This is a genomic window from Gelidibacter sp. (assembly GCF_053579655.1).
The window spans coordinates 222,717-246,868 of record NZ_JBMDWE010000001.1; the positions used below are offsets into that span (position 1 = coordinate 222,717).

Annotated in this window: 18 protein-coding genes; 8 read left to right on the forward strand and 10 right to left on the reverse strand. The window is 36.6% G+C overall.

Going from position 1 to position 24,152, the window contains the following annotated elements; all coding sequences use genetic code 11:
* Positions 1-48: 48 nt before the first annotated feature.
* Positions 49-2,499 (reverse strand): endopeptidase La, encoded by a 2,451-nt coding sequence (lon, locus tag ACOH2D_RS00925; RefSeq protein ID WP_348035878.1) that lies wholly within the window; start codon positions 2,497-2,499, stop codon positions 49-51.
* A gap of 415 nt (positions 2,500-2,914) precedes the next feature.
* Between lon and ACOH2D_RS00930 the strand changes: the two genes are divergently transcribed.
* The 4 genes from ACOH2D_RS00930 to ACOH2D_RS00945 all read left to right on the forward strand — a co-directional run bounded on the left by ACOH2D_RS00930 (position 2,915) and on the right by ACOH2D_RS00945 (position 5,929).
* A complete protein-coding gene (locus tag ACOH2D_RS00930; RefSeq protein WP_348035877.1) occupies positions 2,915-3,475 on the forward strand; it encodes an RNA polymerase sigma factor in 561 nt (186 codons plus the stop codon).
* Positions 3,476-3,488: 13 nt separating this feature from the next.
* Positions 3,489-4,043 (forward strand): hypothetical protein, encoded by a 555-nt coding sequence (locus ACOH2D_RS00935; protein ID WP_449534110.1) that lies wholly within the window; start codon positions 3,489-3,491, stop codon positions 4,041-4,043.
* 10 nt (positions 4,044-4,053) lie between these two features.
* Positions 4,054-5,136, forward strand: coding sequence for a hypothetical protein (locus ACOH2D_RS00940; RefSeq protein ID WP_348035875.1), 1,083 nt, complete (start codon positions 4,054-4,056; stop codon positions 5,134-5,136).
* Between the two features lie 79 nt (positions 5,137-5,215).
* Positions 5,216-5,929, forward strand: coding sequence for a head GIN domain-containing protein (locus tag ACOH2D_RS00945; protein ID WP_348035874.1), 714 nt, complete (start codon positions 5,216-5,218; stop codon positions 5,927-5,929).
* Positions 5,930-6,010: 81 nt separating this feature from the next.
* On the opposite strand, the gene ACOH2D_RS00950 is transcribed toward ACOH2D_RS00945, so the two are convergent.
* The 4 genes from ACOH2D_RS00950 to glgB all read right to left on the reverse strand — a co-directional run bounded on the left by ACOH2D_RS00950 (position 6,011) and on the right by glgB (position 13,263).
* The gene (locus ACOH2D_RS00950) at positions 6,011-7,387 is read right to left on the reverse strand and encodes an MFS transporter (RefSeq protein ID WP_449534111.1); all 1,377 of its coding nucleotides are present in this window, start codon (positions 7,385-7,387) and stop codon (positions 6,011-6,013) included.
* Between the two features lie 220 nt (positions 7,388-7,607).
* Entirely contained in the window at positions 7,608-8,426 is an 819-nt protein-coding gene (locus tag ACOH2D_RS00955) for a M48 family metallopeptidase (RefSeq protein ID WP_348035872.1), read from the reverse strand.
* Between the two features lie 105 nt (positions 8,427-8,531).
* Positions 8,532-10,937, reverse strand: a complete 2,406-nt coding sequence (locus tag ACOH2D_RS00960; RefSeq protein WP_449534112.1) for a glycoside hydrolase family 31 protein — start codon at positions 10,935-10,937, stop codon at positions 8,532-8,534.
* Between the two features lie 199 nt (positions 10,938-11,136).
* Positions 11,137-13,263, reverse strand: coding sequence for a 1,4-alpha-glucan branching protein GlgB (gene glgB, locus ACOH2D_RS00965; protein WP_348035870.1), 2,127 nt, complete (start codon positions 13,261-13,263; stop codon positions 11,137-11,139).
* A gap of 183 nt (positions 13,264-13,446) precedes the next feature.
* On the opposite strand from glgB, the gene msrB reads away from it, so the two are divergent.
* Positions 13,447-13,935, forward strand: a complete 489-nt coding sequence (msrB, locus tag ACOH2D_RS00970; protein ID WP_348035869.1) for a peptide-methionine (R)-S-oxide reductase MsrB — start codon at positions 13,447-13,449, stop codon at positions 13,933-13,935.
* A gap of 71 nt (positions 13,936-14,006) precedes the next feature.
* Here msrB and capB read toward each other — a convergent pair whose 3' ends face one another.
* The 3 genes from capB to ACOH2D_RS00985 all read right to left on the reverse strand — a co-directional run bounded on the left by capB (position 14,007) and on the right by ACOH2D_RS00985 (position 18,752).
* Complete coding sequence (capB, locus tag ACOH2D_RS00975; protein ID WP_348035868.1) at positions 14,007-15,266, reverse strand: cysteate-C-fatty acyltransferase; 1,260 nt, start codon at positions 15,264-15,266, stop codon at positions 14,007-14,009.
* Between the two features lie 225 nt (positions 15,267-15,491).
* Positions 15,492-16,532: a cysteate synthase gene (gene capA / locus ACOH2D_RS00980; RefSeq protein ID WP_348035867.1), complete on the reverse strand. Its 1,041-nt coding sequence runs from the start codon at positions 16,530-16,532 to the stop codon at positions 15,492-15,494.
* 159 nt (positions 16,533-16,691) lie between these two features.
* On the reverse strand, positions 16,692-18,752 hold the full coding sequence (locus ACOH2D_RS00985) for a S9 family peptidase (protein WP_449534113.1): 2,061 nt from the start codon (positions 18,750-18,752) through the stop codon (positions 16,692-16,694).
* Positions 18,753-18,937: 185 nt separating this feature from the next.
* Between ACOH2D_RS00985 and ACOH2D_RS00990 the strand changes: the two genes are divergently transcribed.
* Positions 18,938-19,261 (forward strand): YbaB/EbfC family nucleoid-associated protein, encoded by a 324-nt coding sequence (locus tag ACOH2D_RS00990; RefSeq protein ID WP_449534114.1) that lies wholly within the window; start codon positions 18,938-18,940, stop codon positions 19,259-19,261.
* Between the two features lie 120 nt (positions 19,262-19,381).
* The gene (locus ACOH2D_RS00995) at positions 19,382-20,083 is read left to right on the forward strand and encodes a Dph6-related ATP pyrophosphatase (protein WP_449534115.1); all 702 of its coding nucleotides are present in this window, start codon (positions 19,382-19,384) and stop codon (positions 20,081-20,083) included.
* 83 nt (positions 20,084-20,166) lie between these two features.
* Here the strand turns inward: ACOH2D_RS00995 and ACOH2D_RS01000 are convergent, their stop codons facing one another.
* Complete coding sequence (locus ACOH2D_RS01000) at positions 20,167-21,210, reverse strand: glycosyltransferase family 2 protein (protein ID WP_449534116.1); 1,044 nt, start codon at positions 21,208-21,210, stop codon at positions 20,167-20,169.
* 492 nt (positions 21,211-21,702) lie between these two features.
* Between ACOH2D_RS01000 and prfB the strand changes: the two genes are divergently transcribed.
* Positions 21,703-22,813 (forward strand): peptide chain release factor 2 gene (prfB, locus tag ACOH2D_RS01005; RefSeq protein ID WP_449534117.1). Its coding sequence is split into 2 segments (ribosomal slippage): positions 21,703-21,765 and positions 21,767-22,813, totalling 1,110 coding nucleotides; the frame shifts between segments, so codons are not numbered across the junction.
* A gap of 143 nt (positions 22,814-22,956) precedes the next feature.
* On the opposite strand, the gene ACOH2D_RS01010 is transcribed toward prfB, so the two are convergent.
* Positions 22,957-23,931, reverse strand: coding sequence for a polysaccharide pyruvyl transferase family protein (locus ACOH2D_RS01010; RefSeq protein WP_449534118.1), 975 nt, complete (start codon positions 23,929-23,931; stop codon positions 22,957-22,959).
* Positions 23,932-24,152 lie beyond the last annotated feature (221 nt).

A 24,152-nucleotide genomic window follows, 5' to 3' on the forward strand; every position in this document is an offset into this window, starting at 1 on the left:
TTTATTTTTAAATCAAACAAAAACGGCAACAAATTGTTGCCGTTGCGTTTATAAGGTTTTAGCGTTCTTGACTTTTTCGTCCAAAAGTGCTTCTTTAATAACATCACTCATATCTGTTACATAATGGAATTTTAACCCTTTCAAATACTCAGGTTTGATTTCCTCAATGTCACGTCTATTATCTTCAGAAAGTAAGATTTCTGTGATGCGGGCACGTTTGGCTGCCAATATTTTCTCCTTAATACCACCAACTGGCAATACTTTACCACGTAACGTAATTTCGCCTGTCATGGCTAAACTATTTTTCACTTTACGTTGTGTAAACAAGGATACCAATGAGGTCAACATCGTGACACCAGCGCTTGGCCCATCTTTTGGAGTTGCACCTTCTGGCACGTGAATGTGTACATTGTATTTCTCGAAAACTTCGGGGTCGATCCCATATTCGGCAGCATTGGATTTGATGAATTCCATGGCAATGGTGGCCGATTCTTTCATAACCGTTCCTAAATTGCCTGTTATGGTCAAGGTTCCTTTTCCTTTGGACAGAATGGATTCAATAAATAGAATATCGCCGCCTACTCGTGTCCAGGCCAACCCTGTCACTACACCCGCCACATTGTTATTTTCGTATTTGTCGCGCTCCATTCGTGGAGAACCCAATACTTCAATAATAACTTCATTAGATACCTTTTTATCGTAGACTTCATCCATGGCAATGTTTTTGGCCGCATAGCGCACCATTTTAGCCAATTGCTTTTCAAGTCCTCTCACGCCAGATTCTCTGGTATACCCTTCCACAATTTTCTCCAATTGTGGTTTGGCTATTTTCAAGTCCCCTTCGGTTAAACCATGCTCCTTCAATTGTTTTGGCAATAAATGACGTTTGGCAATTTCTACCTTTTCTTCAATGGTATACCCTGTCACATCAATGATTTCCATACGATCCAATAAAGCTGGCTGAATGTTGCTCAAACTATTTGCCGTTGCAATAAACATGACTTTGGAAAGGTCATAGCCCATCTCCAAAAAGTTATCGTGAAAATCTGAATTTTGCTCAGGATCCAATACTTCCAACATCGCAGAAGATGGATCACCTTGATTACTGTTGGATAATTTATCAATCTCATCCAATACAAACACAGGATTCGAAGTGCCAGCTTTTTTCAAACTTTGCAGGATACGTCCTGGCATGGCTCCAATATAAGTTTTTCTGTGTCCGCGGATTTCTGCTTCGTCACGCAAACCACCTAAGGACATTCTTATGTATTCTCGACCTAAAGCCTCTGCGATCGATTTTCCTAAAGACGTCTTCCCTACTCCCGGAGGTCCGTATAAACAAAGGATCGGCGATTTCATATCGTTGCGCAATTTCAATACGGCAAGATATTCGATGATTCTTTTCTTTACATCATCCAACCCATAATGGTCACGATCTAAGATGCGTTGTGCTCTTTTTAAATCGAATTTATCCTTGCTGAATTTATTCCATGGCAATTCCAAAAACAAATCAAGATAATTCCTTTGAATAGAATATTCGGCAACTTGCGGATTCATCCGTTGCAATTTCATCAATTCCTTTTGAAAATGTGAATCAACTTTGTCATCCCATTTCTTGGTTTTTGAAAGCGCTTTCATTTCATCAATCTCTTCATCGTAAGATACGCCACCCAATTCTTCTTGAATGGTTTTCATTTGTTGATGCAAGAAATATTCGCGCTGCTGCTGGTTCATATCACTCTGAACCTTAGACTGGATATCGTTTTTAAGAGCTAATTTTTGGAATTCGACGTTCATAAACTTTAAGGTCGCCAATGCGCGCTCCTTCAAGTTGCTGATTTCTAATAACTTTTGCTTTTCATCAACAGAAAGGTTCATGTTTGACGATACAAAGTTCACTAAAAAGGAATTGCTCTCAATATTTTTGATTGCAAAACTCGCCTCTGATGGAATGTTTGGACTTTCCTTGATAATTTGTAGCGCCAAATCTTTTATAGATTCAATAATCGCTGAAAACTCTTCATTGTCTTCAGCAGGTTTCGCCTCTTCAACATCTTTAACGGTTGCTGTAATATAAGGTTCCTCTGTGATGACCTGATCAATTTCAAATCGTTTTTTCCCTTGAATGATAATGGTCGTATTGCCATCAGGCATTTTAAGGACACGAAGTATTCTGGCCACTGTACCCGTTGTGTAAATATCTTTACCTTCAGGATCTTCGATACTGCCATCTTTTTGAGAAACAACGCCAATGACTTTGCTGCCCTTATTGGCTTCATTAATCAACTTAATGGATTTATCTCTTCCGGCAGTGATTGGAATGACAACCCCTGGAAATAATACCGTATTTCGCAATGGTAAAATAGGTAAGGTTGCTGGTAATTCTTCGTTATTTATTTGCTCTTCATCTTCGGGTGTCATCAATGGAATTAACTCCGAGTTTTCATCAAACTCTTGAAATGACAAACTGTCAAGACTTAAAAAATTAGATTCTTTCATATTATATTTAAGGTCATTATGTCATCAAATTAACACAATGTTATTTTTAACGTTACTATAAAATCAAAACAAACATTGACAACCAGAAGGTTAACTCACAAATCATCAAGGTTCCTATCCTATGTTTTCAATAGTTATGCCATAATTGGTTTGTGGGACTTAGTATTCAATCGGCAGGTCTCAGTCAGCAGTCCTCTGTCTTCGGTCCTCTGTCTTCGGTCATCTGTCTTCGGTCATCTGTCTTCGGTCATCTGTCTTCCGTCATCTGTCTTCGGTCATCTGTCTTCCGTCATCTGTCTTCGATTATCTGCTGACATCACTCTTTTCTCTATATTCTTGTATCTTTTGTCTTTATTTTTTTACAAACTGTAACAAAGTTTAAATAACTTCATCTTTATATCAAAGTAATTGTTTTTTGTCACTAACCCACCATCATATTGAAGTCTTGCTTGAGCAATGTAAATCTGGTAACCAACGTGCACAAATGGAGGTTTATAACAGGTATTACAAAGCCATGTACAACACGAGTTTTAGAATTGTCAAAGACAGTTTTAAGGCCGAAGACGTCATGCAAGAATCATTTTTGAAGGCTTTTACGAAGCTGGACACATTGAAAGACATGGCGATGTTTGGGCCATGGTTAAAGCGGATTGTCGTCAATCATAGTATTTACGATTATCATAAAAATGAAAAAAACAAAGATGTGCCTTTAGATGATGTCGTTTATAGAGTGGAAGACGAACAAGGTGTTGAAGAAGATTATGAATGGAACAATCTCAGAGCCGCCCAAATCATGCAGTGCATGAAAAGTTTAAAAGATAATTACCGGATCGGCTTGACTCTGTTTTTAATTGAAGGCTATGATTATGAAGAAATTGGAGACATTATGAATATTAGTTATGCCAATTGCCGAACCATGATCTCCAGAGCCAAAGACAGTTTGAGACAAAAATTAACGCTTGTCGACGGATTTTAAAAATCGAAAAAAAATGAAAGAAGACAACTTAGATAGACTTTTCAAGAATTTAGAAAATGAATTTGACAACGAAATGCCAGAAGATGAACATGAGCAACGGTTTTTAGGCAGGCTAAAGTCTAACAGCAATGTGAGTGATAAAAAGCCAAAGCGCACCTTTTACAAGCCATTCTTGGCCATTGCAGCATCCATCGTTTTATGCTTTGGTTTGTTCTTTTTCATACATAACAAACCTCAAGAGAACGGCTTGGCAAGTGTGTCTCCAGAATTATCACAAACCAAAGACTTTTTTACTGCGGCGATTACCTCTGAATTGAACAAAATAAGAGATCAGCGCAGTCCAGAGAATGAAATGATGGTTTCAGATGCTTTGAAGCAAATGGAACTCTTAGAAAAAAATTATGAACGACTTAAAATTGACCTAAAAGATAGCGGTAATGACAAACGCGTCATTTATGCCATGATCAGTAATTTCCAAAGCCGCATCGAGCTGTTGGAAAACGTCTTAAAAACAATTGAGGACATAAAGCAACTCAAAGAAGTAAAACAAAATCAAATGACCCTTTAAATTAAAACCCATGAAAATCAAATTCAATTTTCTCGTTATATTCCTTCTTCTCTCCCATTTAACTTTTGCAGAATCTGGATGGCAGGGCAAACACACGAAAGAAAAAACCATTAAAAAAGAATTCTCCGTAAACCGTGAGGCGTTATTAAAAATCAACAACAGTTATGGCAACATTAATATTATTACCTATTCGGGAAACACGATTAGTATTGAAGTGAAAATCAAAACCAACGGTAATAGTTTAGAAAAAGTAGAAGAAAAACTGAATGATATCACGGTCGATTTTCAAGCGTCATCCAGCCTGGTTTCTGCAAAAACGGTATTCAATAAAAAGAATTCCAACACTTGGTGGAATTGGGGTAAAAACAGCAATGTCAATATGGAAATCAATTACCTAATAAAGTTGCCCATAACCAATAGTGTCGATTTGAACAATGATTACGGAAGCATTAATTTGGATCGATTGGAAGGCCAAGCAAAAATAAGCTGTGATTATGGCAAGATTACGACCAAAGAATTGTTGGCAGACAATAATTACATTTCATTTGATTATACCAACAACAGCTATTTTGAATTCATTAAAAGTGGAAAAATCAATGCCGATTATAGCGGATTTACCGTTGCAAAAACAAAAAACCTGGAAATCAATGCCGATTACACAAGGTCAGTCGTAGAAATTGCTGAAGAAGTCAGCTATACCTGTGATTATGGCTCCATAACTATTGACAAAGCAAATAATGTAAAAGGTAAAGGCGATTATCTTACGGCACGTTTCGGAGAGGTTTACAAGAATATCCAAGTCAACGCCGATTATGGTTCCATAAAAATTGATCGAATGACTGCCAATGCTGGTAATGTCTCTATTGACTCCGATTATACTGGTGTAACTATCGGTTACGATTCTGGATACCAATTTAGGTTTGACATCACATTGGAATACGCTTCGCTTAGAGGTGCTGAAGACTTTCAATTCACCAAGCAAAAAACACAATCCTCTGACAAGTATTATCAAGGATATTATGGAAACTCCAACACTAACAACCTCATTAAAATTACTTCTGATTACGGCAGTGTAACCTTCAAAAGAAATTAATAACAGATTTCCGTCTACGCGGAAATGACTAAAATTAAATAAGATTTCCGCCTTCGCGGAAATGACAAAAAACTCTATTATGAAAAAATCAATCGTTTTAATTGCAGCATTATTGGTTGCAAGCACTATTCAAGCACAAAAGAGAATTAAAGGAAATGGTAATATCACTTCCGTAACCAGAACCACTTCCGATTATAATACCGTGAATTTTGCAGGATCTTTCGACTATGTTTTAGTTTCTGGAAAAGAAGGTCAGATTAAAATTGAAGGTGAAGAAAATCTATTACCCTATATTATTACCGAAGTCAAAAATGGTAATTTGACTATTAAAACAGAAAATAATATCAGTTTGCAAACTTCCAGAAACAAAACCATTAAAATTACGGTTCCTTTTGAAGACATCAGTGCTGTATCACTTGCTGGTTCAGGAGATGTTTGGAATGAAGGCATTATTTCGACCACGCGTTTCAAAGTTTCAGTAACAGGATCTGGCGATGTAAAATTAAACCTAGATGTCACTTCAATAGAAGCTGGTGTTAATGGTTCTGGCGAATTGGATTTAAAAGGAAAGACTAACACGTTAAACGTAAGCGTTTCTGGTTCTGGAGAATACAAAGGCTTTAACTTGGATGCTACTGATGTCGATGTTTCTGTGACAGGTTCAGGAGATGCAAAAGTGGTTTGCAATGGTCACCTAAAAGCACGTGTGACAGGTTCGGGCGATATTAAATACAGAGGCAACCCAAAAACTGAAGACTCCAAAGTGGCGGGTTCAGGAAGTATAAGCAACTAATTGTAAGTAGTCTAAATCATAGATTTCAAATCATAGCTTAGTGATTAAAAGAATTCCACAAACAGAGTTGACTATTAATGGTTACTCTGATTTGGGCACTCTAAACAGTAATATAATACCCGCTAAAAAGAACACAAACAAGAATAAAATCGCATTGCGCATACTACCCGAAATTTGATCTATAGTCGCAAAAATGACCATGCCAATAACGATTCCTATTTTTTCGGCGACATCATAAAAACTAAAATAGGAAGTCGTATCCTTTGTTTCTGGTAAAAACTTGGAATAGGTGGAACGCGCCAACGATTGGACGCCTCCCATCACAAAACCAACGAAAATGGCTGCAATATAAAAGTCCATGGGCGTAATCATAAAATAGGCATAAAAACATAAGCCCATCCAGATCATATTGATGGCGATCAAGGTATTGATGTTTCCAAACTTAGCCGATGCTTTTGAAGTTAAAACCGCACCAATAATAGCTACTAATTGAATGATCAAAATACTAATAATTAAACCTATGGTTTTTTGACCACTATCAACCCAAGCAATTTCTTCTTCTCCAAAATAAACGGCCACCAACATAATGGTTTGCACCGCCATACTAAAAACGAAAAAGGCAGCGAGATAACGTTTCAACCTTAAATTAGAAGTCAAGCCTAACCAAACGTTTCGCAACTCTTTTAGGCCGTTGAATACAATGGATTTAGTAACCTTATGCCCATTAGAAACGCCTTTAGGCAAAATATAAAAAGTGTACTGACTAAATAAAATCCACCACACACCTACCGTTATAAAGGACACTTTCATAGCTTCAACAGATGCCGCATTTTTAGCTGCTTCTGTTGCCAATTCAATTTCGGCTGCTGATCCCGTTGCTAAAATATCTGGAGCTACAGAAACATCAAAGCCAAAAAACTCAGGCATCATGACCATTGTCAAATTAAAGATCAATAAAAGCACGCTTCCAAAATATCCCATTGAAAAGCCTTTGGCGCTAATTCGGTCTTGTTGTTCAGGAAAGGCAATATCCGGAAGATAAGAATTGTAAAAAACCAAACTACCCCAATAACCCAGCAAGCCCATAAAGTAAAACAGCAAGCTAAGATGGATGTTCTCGAGGCTAAACCAATATAATCCAATGCAACCAAGTCCGCCTAAATAGCAGAAAAACTTCATAAAACTTTTCTTATTGCCAACATAATCGGCAATACCTGACAAAATAGGCGATGAAATTGCGACGATCAAAAATGTGAAAGCAGTCACAAAGGTAATAAGGGCCGTGCTTTTAAATTCAAAACCGAAAGCATCCACTTTTTTAATTTCAGCAATGAACAACGACGAATAAAAAATCGGAAAAATTGAAGACGCAATGGTCAGCGTATATACTGAATTTGCCCAATCATAAAACGCCCAGGCATTCAGTAATTTTTTGCTTCCTTTTTGAAGTGGTTCCATTATGAATTATTATTTATTTTTATTTTTTATACTCAAATTCCAATAGTCGCCATAAAAGCTAAAACCTATAACATTTATCGGATCCTGTCTTGATTCAATATTCTGAAAGCGAAGCGGTCTTAATTCTGTTTTTAATATTTCACATAAAAAAAGCTGTTCGCTCCAATTTTGGAATAGAACAGCTTTTAAAAATAGATATTTATTTTAAAACAGAGATGGATTAACTTTTAAAAGTAGTCACTCCAAATTTTCTGGCTTCTTCTTTTGCTTTAGCAGCGTGTGCTTCAATGTTTCTGATACGTGTTTCATTGGCAGGGTGCGTGCTCAAAAATTCAGGTGGTGCTTGTCCTCCACTTTGTGCGCTCATACGTCTCCATAAGTTCGCCGCTTCCATCGGCTCATAGCCTGCAATGGCCATTAAATATAGACCGATTTCATCGGCTTCTGTTTCATGGCTTCGACTAAATGGCAACATTAATCCTACTTCAGATCCAATACCATAAGCTTGGTTAAACAGATTTAAAGTTTCTTGATCTTTAATCACAACATTCCCAGCAACAGATCCTAATTGCTGAACCATTCCCGCACTCATACGTTGCTGTCCATGGTTAGCAAGGGCGTGTGACACTTCATGACCCATAATGGCAGCTAATCCTGCTTCATCTTTTGCTATTGGTAAAATACCTGTATATACGACAATTTTACCACCTGGCATACACCAAGCGTTTACGGTTTTATCTTCTACCAGATTGTATTCCCATTTGTAATCTTTTAAATACCCTTGATAGCCGTTAGCATCTAACCAGCGCTCAGCGGCGACGGCTATTTTCTGACCGACACGTTTAACCATTTCTGCATCTTTTGTGCCTTTTATGATCTTGTGTTCAGTTAAAAATTGATCATATTGCGCAAAAGCGGTTGGGAAAAGCTGAGAGTTAGGCACAAGCGCTAACGTCTTACTTCCTGTAAATGGATTTGTAGCACAAGATAAAAAAAGTGCCAAACCACCCATCGCTACTATTGAATTTTTATATTTCATTTTATAATTCTTTAAAATATTTTATGGGATAAAATTACACGAAAAATAACTAATGAGTTAATTCAAATCGAAATTGTTTTAGCTTTATAAATTTATTGTAACCTCCTATTTTCCAAAAATATGCAATTCCGAAAACCCTTTTTCGACGATCATCGTATTGTCACCATTCATTTTGACGTCACTTAAAGGAATTTCTTCGTTGTCAACCTGAAGCTTGCTCACGGTAAACGGAAGTCCGTGAAACTTAATTTTAAATTTTTGGTAACCGGCATCGTATTTTCCTTCCTTATGCTGTTGGATAATAAGTTCGTCTGATTTTCCAGTCAATTTAAACGTACGTAAACTAAAACGACCTTTGGTATAATCATAACCATCGTGCGCATCATCATATAAGGAAGAAGCTTCCTTTCCGTTTTTAAAATAAACGTCCAAGGTCACTTCCTCAATATCAATTTCGCCAACATATTGTTGGATCGGATATTTTGGAATAATCGCTCCTGCTTTTACAAAAATTGGAATGGTTTCAATATCCGCATCCACCCACATTTCCTTTCCACCAGATACCAATTGATCCGTCCAATAGTTAAACCATTCGCCACGTGGCACAAACATACGTCTGCCGCGAGCATTTGCCTCTAAAATTGGGCAAACCAACAAGTGTTCACCATAAATAAATTCATCAGATCTGTAATGTGTATGCACGTCGTCCTGATCAAATAACACTAACGATTTTAGCATTGGCGTACCTTCTTCCACATATTTCCAAAAGGAAGTATATAAATAAGGTAATAACTGCATGCGTAATTCAATGAATTTACGAACAATATTGGTCACGTCCTCATCAAAAGTCCATGGCTCCTGATTGCCATGATCTCCTGAAGAATGCACTCTACAAAATGGATGGAAAACACCTAATTGGATCCAACGTGTAAATAGTTCACCACTAGGCTGCTCGGCGAATCCTCCAATATCGCTGCCAGCAAATGAAAATCCTGACATCGCCATACGCTGTGCCTGAACATTGGCAATCCATAAATGCTCCCAAGAAGCAATGTTATCTCCTGTCCATGTCGAGCAATAGCGTTGCGTCCCTGAATAGGCTGCACGTGTGATGACAAATGGACGTTTTGGATACACAAATTTCTTCACGCCTTGGTAAGTAGCTCTTGCCATTTGCATTCCATAGATATTATGCGCTTTCCTATGACTGCAGTGATTCCCATCATAGTCATGACGTACATCATCGGGAAATGTCTTGTTAGGCACTTCCATAACGGCAGGCTCGTTCATATCATTCCAAACCCCTCTAACGCCGACATCCTCAACCAACTCTCTAAATAAATCCGACCACCAATCACGTACTTTTTTCTTTGTAAAATCTGGAAAATAACATTCTCCAGGCCATACTTTACCTTTCATAAATGGACCATCGGCGCGTTTACAGAAATAATCATTTTCTACAGCCTCGGTAAAAACAGAATAATCTTTATCGATTTTAATTCCTGGATCAATAATGACGACGGTTTTAAAACCATCATCCAATAATTCCTTAACCATGCGTTTCGGATCAGGAAATTTATTTTTATCCCAAGTAAAACATCTAAAGCCATCCATATAGTCAATGTCCAAATAGATGGCATCACAAGGAATCTTTAAATCTCTAAACTTTTGGGTGATTTCTTTTACAGTAGATTCCGGATAATAACTCCACTTACATTGATGGAACCCTAAAGCCCATAATGGCGGCAATTGGTGTGGTTTCCCTGTCAAATCCGTATAATTGGCAACGACATCTTCCATTTGAGGACCGTAGATGAAATAATAATTCATTTCACCACCTTGCGCCCAGAAACTGGTAACATTCCGTCTTTCTTGAGAAAAATCAAAATAAGATCTGAAGCTGTTGTCAAAGAAAATTCCGTACGCTTTTTTATTATGCAAGCCCGTGTAAAACGGAATGGCCTTATAGATAGGATCCGTCCCTTTTCCGAAGGCGTAACTATCCGAAACCCAGTTTTCAAAACGTTTGCCTTTTAAATTGAGCTCCTCAGGTTTATCACCAAGCCCATAATAACTTTCGCCATCATGAGAGATTTTGCTCATTTTCACGATGTTCCCACCATATTCATAGCTTTCTTCCCAATGAAATCCCAATTCGTCTTCATTGATGAGTTTATGGTCTTTGGCATCAAAAATGTGAACTTTTAAATCGTCTTTTCTAATATGGCAGATGAGTTTTGATGTCGTAACCTTATAGGATTCGGCCTCATCTTCAATTTCAAGATGGTTAAAACCTTTACTGGCATATTTTGTAATGGCATAAGAGAAATCCTTTTCAAAGGTGCCCGTAGTCGTATATCTGAAACGGATCACACTATCCCTTAAAATAGTCATTTCAAGAACCACATCATTATCTGTTGAAAAATAAAGTGTGTCTACATCTTTTTTATAAGCTATTATTTTCGATGGGAATAAATTCCCTTTACTTTCTAATTCAGTATTTACAATCATAATTTGCTATTAAATCTCACAAAAAAACGCATAAGATTATACATATAAAACTTAAGTTAATAGTACTTATCAACTATAACGTTTGAGTTTTGTGTAATTGATGAAATAGGATTGACAGTTATTGTTTTTTGTCAATTTTCTTAGGGATTACCTTGGTTGCAATCGATTTTGTAGTCTTTTTTTGTTGGTTTTTAATTAGTCACTTTTTTATTCGTTTTTCGGAAGATATAACTTTGGGAGACTTATCTGCCACTTGAATTTTATTTTTGGTTTCATCAGTATTTTTCTTATCCTTTTCCTTAGATGAACTATTCGGTTCGGATATAAGTTTGCCGACTTTCTTGTTCGAACTTTTAATAACTTTCACATCCTTTTTTTCTACTGATTTATTTAAATGTTTTTTGGAGGATTGAATCATTTCAACATATTTAAAAGCGACCATTCCCAATGGCGGAATAGTAATTTCTGCGGAATAACCCCGATTATGCAATACTGCTTTTTTAGCCGTAAACACTTTGTTCTTAAAATCGCCCGTTCCATTGTAAGCCATGGCATCACTGTTGAAAATCTCTTCAAGTTTACCTTTGTGAGGAACACCAATGCCATAGGTTATCATTGGTATAGGTGTCATATTACAGGCCACAATGACGACATCCTTAGGATCCTTCCCTTTTCTCATGTAAACCAAAACTGAGTTTTTATGATCATCATAGGCAATCCATTCAAAACCTTCGCCAGAAAATTGTTGCTCATACATGGCGGGCTCCGTTCGATACAAATTATTCAAATCTATGATCAGATTCTGAATGCCTTGATGGTATTGGGAATCCAACAAATGCCAATCCAAACTTTGTCTGAAATTCCATTCATTGCTCTGTCCAAATTCACAGCCCATAAAAAGCAACTTACCTCCAGGATGCGTAAACATATAACTGTACAACAATCTTAAATTAGCAAACCGTTGCCATTCATCACCGGGCATTCGTCCTAAAATGGAACGCTTGCCATAAACCACTTCGTCATGGCTTAAGGGCAGCATAAAGTTTTCAGAAAACGCATAGGTCATTGAAAATGTCAGGTCATTTTGATGGTATTGTCTGTAAATTGGTGGTTTACTGAAATATTCAAGTGTATCGTGCATCCACCCCATCATCCATTTCATCCCAAAACCGAGTCCGCCAGAAAATGTCGGCCGCGAAACCATCGGAAATGCGGTGGATTCTTCAGCGATATTCTGGACATCTGGATAATTGGAATACACCGCTTCATTCATCTCCTTAATAAAAGCAACAGCATCCAAATTCTCTCTTCCCCCATGTATGTTTGGCTCCCACTCCCCGTCCTTTCTGGAATAATCCAAAAACAACATGGAAGCCACGGCATCTACTCGCAACCCGTCCGCATGGTATTGATCGAACCAAAAAAGTGCATTACTGATCAAAAAAGATTTCACTTCATTACGACCGTAATTAAAGATCAAGCTTTTCCAGTCGTGATGATAGCCTTTACGTCTATCAGGATGTTCATACAAACAAGAGCCGTCAAAATAGCCTAATCCATGGGCATCTTCCGGAAAATGAGAAGGCACCCAATCCAAAAGGACGCCAATGTCGTTTTTATGAAGTGTGTCCACTAAAAACTTGAATTCCTCCGGATAACCAAAACGTGAGGTCGGCGCAAAATATCCCGTAATTTGATAGCCCCAACTGGGATCGTATGGAAATTCCATAATAGGCATCAGCTCTACATGGGTAAATTTCATTTTTTTTACATACGTCACAAGATCATCGGCTAACTCGACATAAGACATAAATCTGTCTTCGGTTTCATGACGTTTCCAAGACCCTAAATGCACTTCATAAACAGAGTGTGGTGCGTCCAATGCATTATTTTTTTTACGTTTGGACATCCAATTCTCATCCTTCCATTGATAGTGATCTTCCCAAACAATAGATGCGGTGTGAGGTGGATGTTCCGAACGACGTGCATACGGATCGGCCTTTTCTGTTTTTATATTGTTATGATGGCTTGTGATTTTGTATTTGTAGATATTCCCTTTTCCAACATTCGGAATAAAACCTTCCCAAACACCGCTTTTATCCCATCTAACATTCAGTTCGTGTACATTTTCCTTCCAATCATTAAAATCACCAACCACAGAAACTTTTTTGGCACTGGGAGCCCAAACGGCAAAATAGGTACCTCTGACCCCCTCATGCTCCATAATATGAGATCCAAATTTTTCATAAAGCCTGAAATGCTTTCCAGCCAAAAACAGATTGATATCAAAATCGGTAAAACGACTACAAGGCATTACTTTCGGCATATTTAAGGCTTAAGAGGGTTAAATTATGTTAATAGATGATAAATAAAAACCTAAAGTACTAAAATTAGGTAAACGAAGTCACAAGAAATAGCGATTTAAAATCCTAGTGATTATCTTAACACTTTATTGAGAAAGGAAACATAATACCATTCGACTTAATATTAAAATCACAAATCCATCATTATGAAAACACTGCCATTTATAGTTTTATTCAGTCTTATTTTTAGCTGCAATAGTTCAGCCCAAAAAAAAGATAGCAAAACAGCTCAAAATAAAGAATATAAAGTCACAAAATCAGACGCCGAATGGAAGGCTGAATTAAGCGCCGAGCAATTCCGTGTACTAAGACAAGGAGGAACTGAACCCGCATTCTCAAGTCCGTTAGATAAAAATTTCCAACCGGGAGTTTATGTCTGCGCAGCCTGTAAAACGCCACTCTATAAAAGCGAAAACAAGTTTGATTCCGGAACCGGTTGGCCAAGTTTTGACCGTGTTATTGAAGGCAATGTCGCATTTGAAAAAGGTGGCAATGCCTATATGGGCATCGAAGAACATTGTGCAACATGTGGCGGCCACTTAGGTCACGTTTTTAATGACGGCCCAAAAGCAACCACAGGAAAACGTCATTGCATCAATGGGGTAGCCCTGGAATTTATTCCTAGTGCCAAATAATAAAAAAATCCAGTTCTCAATAAGAACTGGATTTTTATGTTTCAAAATCCCTTTCGGGGATTTAGAGGATATTATTCTCCCATAGCCGCAGCAACTGATGCTGACAGTCTTTTATAAGTACCATTTTCCAAACGGGTTCTGATAACTTCAAAAGCTTCTAAAGTTTCATTGATGTCGGTGATATCATGTGTTGCTGTTGGAATCATTCTCAACAAGATTAATCCTTTCGGAATCACAGGATAGACTACAATAGAACAGAAAATGCCGTGGTTTTCACGTAAATCCTTTACTAAAGCCATGGCTTCAGGAATGCTTCCTTTTAAATATACCGGAGTGACACAACTTTGCGTGGTACCAATGTCGAAACCGCGTTCTTTAAGTCCAGACTGTAAAGCATTGGTGTTTTCCCATAGCTTTGCTTTCAATTCTGGCATCGTTTTCAACATTTCTAAACGTTTACGAGCGCCAACTACTAATTGCATTTGTAGCGACTTCGCAAACATTTGTGAACGCAAATTATATTTTAGGTAATCAATAATTTCTTGATCTGCGGCAATAAATGCTCCTGTACTTGCTAAAGATTTTGCAAACGTTGCGAAGTACACATCAATACCGTCTTGAACGCCTTGCTCCTCACCTGCTCCAGCACCTGTTTTACCAAGCGTTCCAAAACCGTGAGCATCATCTACTAAAAATCGGAAATTAAACTTTTTCTTAAGTTCAACGATTTCTTTTAAACGACCTTGTTCACCACGCATTCCAAACACACCTTCAGAAATCACTAAAATTCCTCCGCCTGTCTGTTCTGCCATTTTTGTAGCACGTTCCAAATTCTTCTCTAAGCTTTCAACATCATTGTGCTTATAGGTAAAACGTTTACCCATATGCAAACGTACACCATCAATAATACAGGCGTGCGCATCCACATCATAAACGATAATATCGTCCTTGCCTACCAAAGCATCAATGGTCGAAACCATACCTTGATAACCAAAATTCAAAAGATAAGCAGCTTCTTTGTTTACGAATTCAGCCAACTCATTTTGTAAGACTTCGTGAAGATCAGTATGACCAGACATCATTCGCGCGCCCATTGGGTACGCCGAGCCATAATCAGCGGCAGCTTGAGCGTCCGTTTTTCTGACTTCAGGATGATTTGCCAATCCTAAATAGTCATTGATACTCCAAGTAATAACATCTTGCCCGCGAAATTTCATGCGGTTAGAGATTTGACCTTCCAATTTAGGAAATACAAAATAGCCTTCAGCTTGTGAAGCCCATTTACCAAGAGGACCTTTGTCTCTGTAAATTCTATCAAATAAGTCTTTCATGTAATCTTAATGTTTTTCGGACATACGCCGCCATTTCAATCAACCTTTATGTAAGTTTGAGAGCCATGCGCTATCATCTTTAGTTAGCTTTATTAATTTGTGCAAAATTAACTAAATATCTACTCATTGCATAATTTAGTTATAAACCGCTGTTTATAAGATTTTCATCCACAAAAAATCCCACAACACCGAATTACGCAATAGGATTATCTAGCTGTAGTTCAACTATTTAATATATTGGATAGTCTCCAAAGTAGAGACCTTTTTACTGTCAAAAAAGCCTTGCTCTTCCATCCATTTGTCGCTATAAACCTTGCTCATGTATCGCGATCCATGGTCAGGAAAGATGACTACCACCTTATCACCTGGTTTAAATTCTCCGGCTTCATTCAATTGTTTTATAGCTTGCATTGCTGCACCACTTGTATAACCAACAAACAAACCTTCTTCACGTGATATCTCACGAGCGGTATGGGCGCTTTCTTCGTCAGTAACCTTAATGAACTCATCAATCAAATCAAAATCTGTAGCTGTAGGAATCAAATTTTTTCCTAAACCTTCAATGCGATACGGATATATTTCATCTTTATCAAACTCACGGGTTTCGTGGTATTTTTTCAAGACAGAACCATAAGCATCAACACCTATGACTTTTATGTTTGGATTTTGTTCTTTCAAGTATTTAGCAGTCCCAGAAATTGTTCCTCCTGTACCACTACAGGCTACTAAATGTGTTATTACACCTTCAGTTTGTGTCCAAATCTCAGGACCTGTACTGTTATAATGTGCATCAATATTTAACTGATTAAAATATTGATTAATATAGATAGATCCTTTGGTTTCTTCATGCAAGCGTTTTGCAACTTCATAATAAGATCTCGGATCATCGGCACTCACATGAGCAGGACACACATAAACCTGTGCACCCATTGCTTTTAGCATGTCTATTTTATCTCCCGATGATTTTGAACTTACCGCAAGAATACATTTGTAGCCTTTAATGATACTCACCATGGCTATGCTAAAGCCTGTATTGCCAGACGTTGTTTCTATAATCGTATCTCCTGGTGACAATATGCCTTGTCTTTCGGCTTCTTCAATAATGTGCAGTGCAATTCGGTCTTTAGAGGAGTGACCTGGATTAAAAGCTTCTACTTTGGCATAAAACTCACCATTATAGTCAGCTGTCATCTTGTTCAATTTGATAAGAGGGGTATTACCTATGAGTTGCAATACATTATCAAATACTTGAATATTTTTTTTCATACGTGTTTCTTATTCTTTTCAATAGGACCTATGGATAGCGAAAATCAAGTATAATTCTTATTATAAACCATGAACACCGCGATTTCATAAATCCTATTTACGATTACAATTTATGAAAATGTAATCTCAAACCCCGCAAAAGTACGGGATTTTTTTAAATTAGACATTAATATTCTCTAAGTCTAACAAAAAAGCGTATTCTTCCGCATCTTCTTTTAAGGATTCAAAACGCCCTGAAGCCCCGCCATGGCCGGCTTTCATGTTCGTTTTCATCAACAATTTATTGTTATCGGTTTTATAATCTCGTAACTTAGCCACCCATTTTGCAGGTTCCCAATACTGTACTTGAGAATCATGCAGGCCTGTCGTAATTAAGATATGTGGGTAATCCTGCTTTTTCACATTATCATAAGGTGAATAGGATTTCATGTATTCATAATAGGTTTTATCGTTTGGATTTCCCCATTCGTCATATTCTCCTGTGGTTAAGGGTATCGAATCATCCAACATAGTGGTCAATACATCTACAAAAGGAACTGCCGCAATTACGCCATTATAAAGTTCTGGTGCTTCATTAATGACAGCGCCAATCAATAAGCCACCGGCACTTCCACCTAAAGCATACAAATGGTGTGAGGAGGTGTAGTTTTGGGCGATTAGAAACTTGGAACAGGCGATAAAATCAGTAAAGGTGTTTTTCTTTTGAAGCAATTTCCCGCCTTCGTACCACATACGGCCTAAATACTCACCGCCTCTGACATGGGCAATGGCATAAATAAAACCTCTATTCATTAAACTTAAACGAAGACTGGAAAAATAAGGATCAATCGTATGTCCGTAAGATCCATAAGCGTAAAGCAATACGGGATTTGTACCATCTTTTTTGATCCCTTTTTTATACACCATTGAAATTGGCACTTTAGTACCGTCATCTGCGGTGGCCCAAACTCGTTCTGAAGTATAATTATCCTTATCAAAGGTAGGATCTAAAACCTCCTGCTCTTTCAGAATGGTTTTCTCCTTTGTGACCATATTAAAATCGATACTGGAAGATGGTGTTGTCATTGAGTTGTAACCATAACGAAGGATTACCGTATCAAAATCGACATTGGTTGAAGTGTAAGCGGTATAGGTTTCGTTATCAAATGGCAAATAATAATCTTCTGTATTATCCCATCGTTTGATCCGAATTTGGTTCAGACCATTGGTGCGCTCACTGATCACCAAAAAGTCCTTAAAAATGTCAATATCTTCCAATAAAACCAAATCTCTATGCGGAATGACCTCTGTCCAATGATTAAATTTGGTGTCATTCTCAGGGGTTTTCATTAACTTAAAGTTGACAGCACCATCGGCATTGGTAACAATATAAAATTGATCACCATAATGTGAAATACTATATTCCAATCCTCTAACACGTTCTTGAAACACTGAGAAATCTCCATCAGGTGTATCGGCATTTAAGGTAAAATATTCGTTGGTCAATGTGCTATAACAGGCAATAATCAAATATTTTTTTGATTTCGATTTGTAAACAGCCACACCAAACGTATCGTCTTCTTCATGAAAAACTAATGTATCCTTGCTTGAAGAACTTCCTAATTTGTGTTTAAAAACTTTGTCAGACCGCAGTGTTTTTTCGTCCTTTACGGTATAGAATAATGTTTTGTTGTCATTGGCCCAAGTTGCGGAACCTGTCGTGTTTTCAATGGCATCTAAGAAAATCTCATCGGTAATTAAACTCTTTATTTGCAAGGTGTAATTCCGTCGTCCAACAGTGTCCAGACCAAATGCAATCATCGTATTATCAGGACTCACACTCAAGCCAACCAATTTAAAATAGTCGTGCCCTTCAGCCATCACATTACAGTCAAACAACAATTCGTCTGGATTATCCAAGGTGTCTTTTTTTCTTAAATATATCGGGTAATCCTTCCCAACTTCATATTTAACAATGTACCAATAGCCATTATATTTATAAGGAACTGATTCATCATCTTCCTTAATTCGAGCTTTCATTTCCTCAAAAAGTGAATTTTCAAAGTCTCTATATTTTGAAGTGACGGCGTCAAAGTAATCGTTTTCAGCATTGAGGTAATCAATAACATCCTGATTTTCTCGGTCATTTAACCAAAAATAATCATCGCGACGTTCATCATCATGTACACTTAACGTTTTAAGTACTTTTTTTGCTTTTGGCGGCTGAATATTTTGTGTCATTTTAATATTTTTAATAAGGACTGCAAAAGTACTATTTTAAAAGAACAGAGAACGAAGAGAAAATAGAATAAAAAGAAATGAAGTGAGCACTATTCTTTGAAAATTATTCCCATAGCCATTTCCAAAAAATTAGTGAAACTCGTGTCTAAACCTTAATTTTGTTACCTAATATAAAAACTGAAAATATGTTTGGAGATATGATGGGCATGATGAATAAACTCAAAGAGACCCAAAAAAAAGTTGAAGAAACCAAAGAACGGTTGAACCATGTTTTGGTTGATGAACAAAGTAGTGATGGCAAATTAAAGGTCACATTATCCGCTAACAGAACGATAAAATCAATTGCTATTGATGACGAATTACTACAGGACAAAGAAATGCTTGAAGATTATTTAATCATGACCTTGAATAAGGCTATTGAGAAAGCGACCGGTGTAAACGAAACTGAATTGGCTGCTGTGGCTAAAGATGGCATGCCTAATATTCCTGGCTTGGACATGTTTAAATAATCCAATAAACTGCATTATCAGATAATCATGTTATATCGATAGGACTTGAACTGCTCTAAAAGCAGTTCATTTTTTTAGAATCAACTATTAAACACTCTATTAAGTTCTTAAAATCAACTTATGAATAAGATAAAAAAAGCAGTCTTTAATTGGAGTGGCGGTAAAGATTCTGCCTTAGCACTCCACAAAACCTTAAAAAATAAAGACCTTGAAGTTGTTGCTCTTTTTACAACTTTTAATGAAGAAACTCGCAAATCTTCCATGCATTCCCTTCCTTTAGAAATATTATCCAAACAAGCTAAGAGCATCGGAATTCCACTCTATACCATGTACTTTTCTAAAGATTTAAAAAATTATGACGAAAAGATGCTTGAAGCTGTAACGCATTTTAAAACCTTGGACGTGACCAATTTCATCTTTGGCGACCTCACAGCTTCTGGACTCAAAACCTACAGAGAATCCAAATTGAATCCGTTGGGGATTGAGGTCATCGAGCCCCTTTGGGATAAATCCTCTGACGACATCATGAAAGAGTTTTTAGAGTCTGGCATTAAAACCAAAATCATTGTCACTCAGGAAGGCAAATTAGATAAAAACTATATTGGTAAAACCTTAGACGATAATCTAATAAGCACATTTCCAAAGGATATTGATGTTTGTGGGGAACAGGGCGAATACCACACCTTAGCCTATGAAGGTCCTTTATTTAAACATCCTATCGATTTTTCGATCTCAAAGGTTTATGAGACTTCTTATGAATTCATGCTCGAAGATGGAACCGTACAGACTTGCGTTTATTGGAGTGCTAAGTTTAATTTGTAGAGGTTATTATGATATTTAAAACGCACAAACGCGTTATGATAATTTATCAAAAGACTTTCCTCGAAAATTTGAAGTGAAATTTCTTAAAACTTATATTTGAGTTTAAGCACAGGATTAACAAGTCGGAAGAAAAAATAAAATCGCCATTTTTTATTAAAAAGCGGAACCAGAATTTTATAATCAATTCTATTATAGTCTTTCCCTAAAAATGAATTTATGGGATAAGCATTTATCAAGCTCATGTCACTCATTCGTCGTTTTACTTCTTCAAAGCTCATCGTTGATTGCAGTATGCGTATCATGGAAAAAAACACGAATGATTCCTGCTTAGCCTTAATTCGCGCTAAGGAACCAGGGTTAATATTTTTATTTTCCAACATTCTTATCATGGAGTCATAAATTATGGCCACATTTTGAATATCTCTAATGACGTTAAGATAATGTGTCGGTTCCCTCTTGGTCATCGCCGTACCTGAGGTTTTTCTGTGTCGGTGCGCATCGAATTTTAAATGGGTCATCCTTTTTGCCTTTAAAAATAACTCCAACGAAAAAATAGCATCTTCCATCCACCGCCCTTCGATAAATCTTATTTCTGAATTTTTCAAAAATTCTCGATTTATAAAGAAATACCACACTTCTACTCTATAGTATTCGTTCTCTAAATAATCTTCCCCAGTTGTTATAGGGCTAATTGGGTGCTCTACCGAAATATCAAGAGGCAGGTTATTAGCTATAGTTTGATTTTTTGAAGATGAATTAGAAAAAAAACCAGACAGGAAAGTTAAAATATCTAAATGATGACGTTCACTAGTATCCACTAATGCTTTTAATGAATTCGATATGAGATAATCGTCAGGATCTAGGAAATAAATATACTTCCCTTGAGCGACATCCATACCACAATTCCTGGCACTACCAACGCCGCCATTTTTTTTATCGATGACTTTAATACGATCATGTATTTTGGCATAATTCTGAATGATTCTCAAACTTCCATCAGTTGATCCATCATTAACTATAATAATCTCGTAATCTTTAGCGTCAATATCCTGATCAAGTACGCTATCTAGACATTGAGAAACGTATTTTTCGACATTATAAACTGGAATAATAATACTTAATCTCATCGATTATTTAGATACTTACTTTTATGTGGTTAGAGTAATTCTCTGATTTAAAGTGCTTTTTAAATGTCGAATATAACTAAAAGACGCCTTAAAACTCACTATTTTTCACAAAACTCGATTATCTGCGTGAATGATTAGGAAAATCATATATTTTAAACATTGCAAATAGCTTTTATGCATTTCATCACATCATTCTTACATTAGGTTGCGCAATTTACGACTTGATCAATTTTATCGACTTCCATAGATGTTATCCTGTTTTTATTCATAATAAAAATTAAAAAAGCCGTTGTAAGTATCTATTTTTTTATCCTTCAATACTTGTGAAAATGAAGGACTTGTATCCAGAAATAAAATAACATAAAGTAACTGTTTTTTCATAATGAAGGATTAGATCATAAATCTACATAAATTAATTCGAAAAAATTATTCTCATATTTTTTTAATACTACCTCCATTTAGTGATACATTTGTCAAAAATAACAACTAAAAATGACTCCATCCGATCAAGTTAAAGGCCTTGTAGAACGCCTTGGTGCGTTGAGGAGGTATCTTTGACATAGATGCCAAAACTATTGAGATAAGTAACGAAGAGGAAAAAACCTTCGATCCAAATTTCTGGAATGATAGCAAAGCCGCCGAGCTTGTAATGCAATCATTACGCGAAAAAAAACACTGGGTTGCCGATTACGAAACCGCTAAATCTTTAATTGAAGATCTTAAGGTGTTCTATGAATTCTATAAAGCGGATGAAATATCTGCCCAAGAATTAGAGGAACATTTAGAAAAAACGGTCGCGCATATTGAAAAACTAGAGTTTAAGAACATGCTTTCAGAAGAAGGCGATAACTTAAGTGCCGTACTTCAAATTACTTCAGGCGCTGGTGGTACCGAATCCTGCGATTGGGCGAGTATGCTCATGCGCATGTACCTCATGTATGCTGAACACAGTGGATTTAAAGTAAAAGAACTCAACTTTCAGGAAGGTGATGTTGCAGGTATAAAAACGGTGACTTTAGAAATTGAAGGCGCATTTGCATTTGGTTGGTTAAAAGGTGAAAACGGCGTGCATAGACTCGTCCGCATCTCCCCTTTTGACAGTAATGCCAAACGACATACCAGCTTTGCCTCTGTTTATGTATATCCACTTGTAGATGATACCATCGAAATTGATATCAATCCTGCCGACATTGAAATTACCACGTCACGTTCTGGTGGCGCAGGTGGGCAGAATGTCAATAAAGTTGAAACTAAAGTGCAATTGGTCCATAAACCTACTGGCATTCAAATTTCATGTTCAGAAACCCGTTCACAACACGATAATAGATCGAGAGCCATGCAAATGTTAAGATCTCAATTGTATGAAATAGAACTGCAAAAACAATTGGCACAGCGGGAAGATATCGAATCAGGGAAAATGAAAATTGAATGGGGAAGCCAAATCCGTAATTACGTGATGCATCCTTATAAATTAGTGAAGGACGTCAGGACCGGATATGAAACAGGAAATGTTGACGATGTGATGAACGGTCATATTGACGAGTTTTTAAAAGCATACCTCATGATGATGGGACAAAAGGATGACAATCCGAATGAACTTTAATTAAGTTCCTGTTGATTTAACAGCGATTAAATTATTAATCTAGGAAAAGCGATCAGTCAATTGCCTGTCTTTAAAAAATCACTAAAAATAAAATGTCGGATAAATCAATCCATTTGATTTATCCGATATTTATGTTTTTAAAACTATTCCTCTCCAATTTCTCTAAACTGAGGCCTTATGGTAAAGGGAGCCGATTTAATTAAATCCCCTTGTATCTTTTTTAATATTTCAGAAGTAACTAAAGTGAGTTCTTTATGTTCATCGAATAGTGATTCTATAATAGTAAGATAGTTTTCATCATAACGGTTATGATCTATTTTAAACCTTTCATATTCCCTTATTTCCACACTGGAAAAATAATCTGCAAACTTAATATCATCTCCGCCAATATTACCACTAGCAAGCCCAAACCATAATGAAGGAACATCGTAAGCGTGACCTATGATGATACCATGAAGGGAACTTGAAATTATTTTTTCACAAGAACATACATCTTCAATGACCTTTTCTATAGCATCAAAAAGATTGATAATTAAAACGTCATCGCTATTTAATTTTTCAATGATTTCCTCATAGTGTAAAAAATGTGGAATAATTCCTAATTTGTATTTTTTATTTACCTTAGGTGTGAATATCAGCGGCATTAATAATGCTGGATCTCCGATGGCTTCTGGAGCTTGATAACCTAGCTGTTTAAGACGAAGTTGAGTGTGTTTTCCGCGAACTGCGTAGAAATTAGCATTGGTTATTTGGCAATTTTGTTTTATAATACCTGAACCCCATATATCACAATTAGGATTGGTATACCAATCAATTACACTACCGATAGTTAAAAGAAGGTTCTGTTTCTTACCTAATAGAAATTGGATATTATAATACATTTCCTTAACAGATAATTTTCTGTTGTAAATCGCCCTGAGATAGGTTAAAACGAATAGTTTATTGAAGCCTGTATGCAGTAGTGGCGTGTACATGGGTTTTTTACCCGAAAGATTCTCTACGATATAAGGTCCTAAAACATCTCCGAAGTTTTTTTTCCCAAAAGGAACTTTATGCCAAAACATATTAATTTTGTCCGAGTTCACTTCATTCATTTTACTTTCAAATATTTCAAGCATTATTCTTATTTTATTCTAATCCCATTGAAAAGATTGACCTGTTTTTCAGATAATTAGTTTTAGCGCCTATGCTCATGCTTCTACATTGGGTAAATATAAGAAAGTTAGACATTTCTGTAATAAATGAAGAACATTTGATTGACGTGGAGAAATACACTTTATGTTTTTAACAGACTTACTATGATTTGGCTGATCATTCAATTACAATTAACAAATAAGAA

Excerpts from the sequence above, each read along its gene's own strand:
- ACOH2D_RS00990 (WP_449534114.1), top strand. The coding sequence starts at position 18,938 with ATGTTTGGAGATATGATGGGCATGATGAATAAACTCAAAGAGACCCAA.
- capB (WP_348035868.1), bottom strand. The coding sequence starts at position 15,266 with ATGAAAGACTTATTTGATAGAATTTACAGAGACAAAGGTCCTCTTGGT.
- ACOH2D_RS00945 (WP_348035874.1), top strand. The coding sequence starts at position 5,216 with ATGAAAAAATCAATCGTTTTAATTGCAGCATTATTGGTTGCAAGCACT.
- ACOH2D_RS01010 (WP_449534118.1), bottom strand. The coding sequence starts at position 23,931 with ATGCTTGAAATATTTGAAAGTAAAATGAATGAAGTGAACTCGGACAAA.
- capA (WP_348035867.1), bottom strand. The coding sequence starts at position 16,532 with ATGAAAAAAAATATTCAAGTATTTGATAATGTATTGCAACTCATAGGT.
- ACOH2D_RS01000 (WP_449534116.1), bottom strand. The coding sequence starts at position 21,210 with ATGAGATTAAGTATTATTATTCCAGTTTATAATGTCGAAAAATACGTT.
- ACOH2D_RS00940 (WP_348035875.1), top strand. The coding sequence starts at position 4,054 with ATGAAAATCAAATTCAATTTTCTCGTTATATTCCTTCTTCTCTCCCAT.
- lon (WP_348035878.1), bottom strand. The coding sequence starts at position 2,499 with ATGAAAGAATCTAATTTTTTAAGTCTTGACAGTTTGTCATTTCAAGAG.
- ACOH2D_RS00935 (WP_449534110.1), top strand. The coding sequence starts at position 3,489 with ATGAAAGAAGACAACTTAGATAGACTTTTCAAGAATTTAGAAAATGAA.
- ACOH2D_RS00960 (WP_449534112.1), bottom strand. The coding sequence starts at position 10,937 with ATGATTGTAAATACTGAATTAGAAAGTAAAGGGAATTTATTCCCATCG.
- ACOH2D_RS00985 (WP_449534113.1), bottom strand. The coding sequence starts at position 18,752 with ATGACACAAAATATTCAGCCGCCAAAAGCAAAAAAAGTACTTAAAACG.
- msrB (WP_348035869.1), top strand. The coding sequence starts at position 13,447 with ATGAAAACACTGCCATTTATAGTTTTATTCAGTCTTATTTTTAGCTGC.
- ACOH2D_RS00995 (WP_449534115.1), top strand. The coding sequence starts at position 19,382 with ATGAATAAGATAAAAAAAGCAGTCTTTAATTGGAGTGGCGGTAAAGAT.
- ACOH2D_RS00950 (WP_449534111.1), bottom strand. The coding sequence starts at position 7,387 with ATGGAACCACTTCAAAAAGGAAGCAAAAAATTACTGAATGCCTGGGCG.
- glgB (WP_348035870.1), bottom strand. The coding sequence starts at position 13,263 with ATGCCGAAAGTAATGCCTTGTAGTCGTTTTACCGATTTTGATATCAAT.
- ACOH2D_RS00955 (WP_348035872.1), bottom strand. The coding sequence starts at position 8,426 with ATGAAATATAAAAATTCAATAGTAGCGATGGGTGGTTTGGCACTTTTT.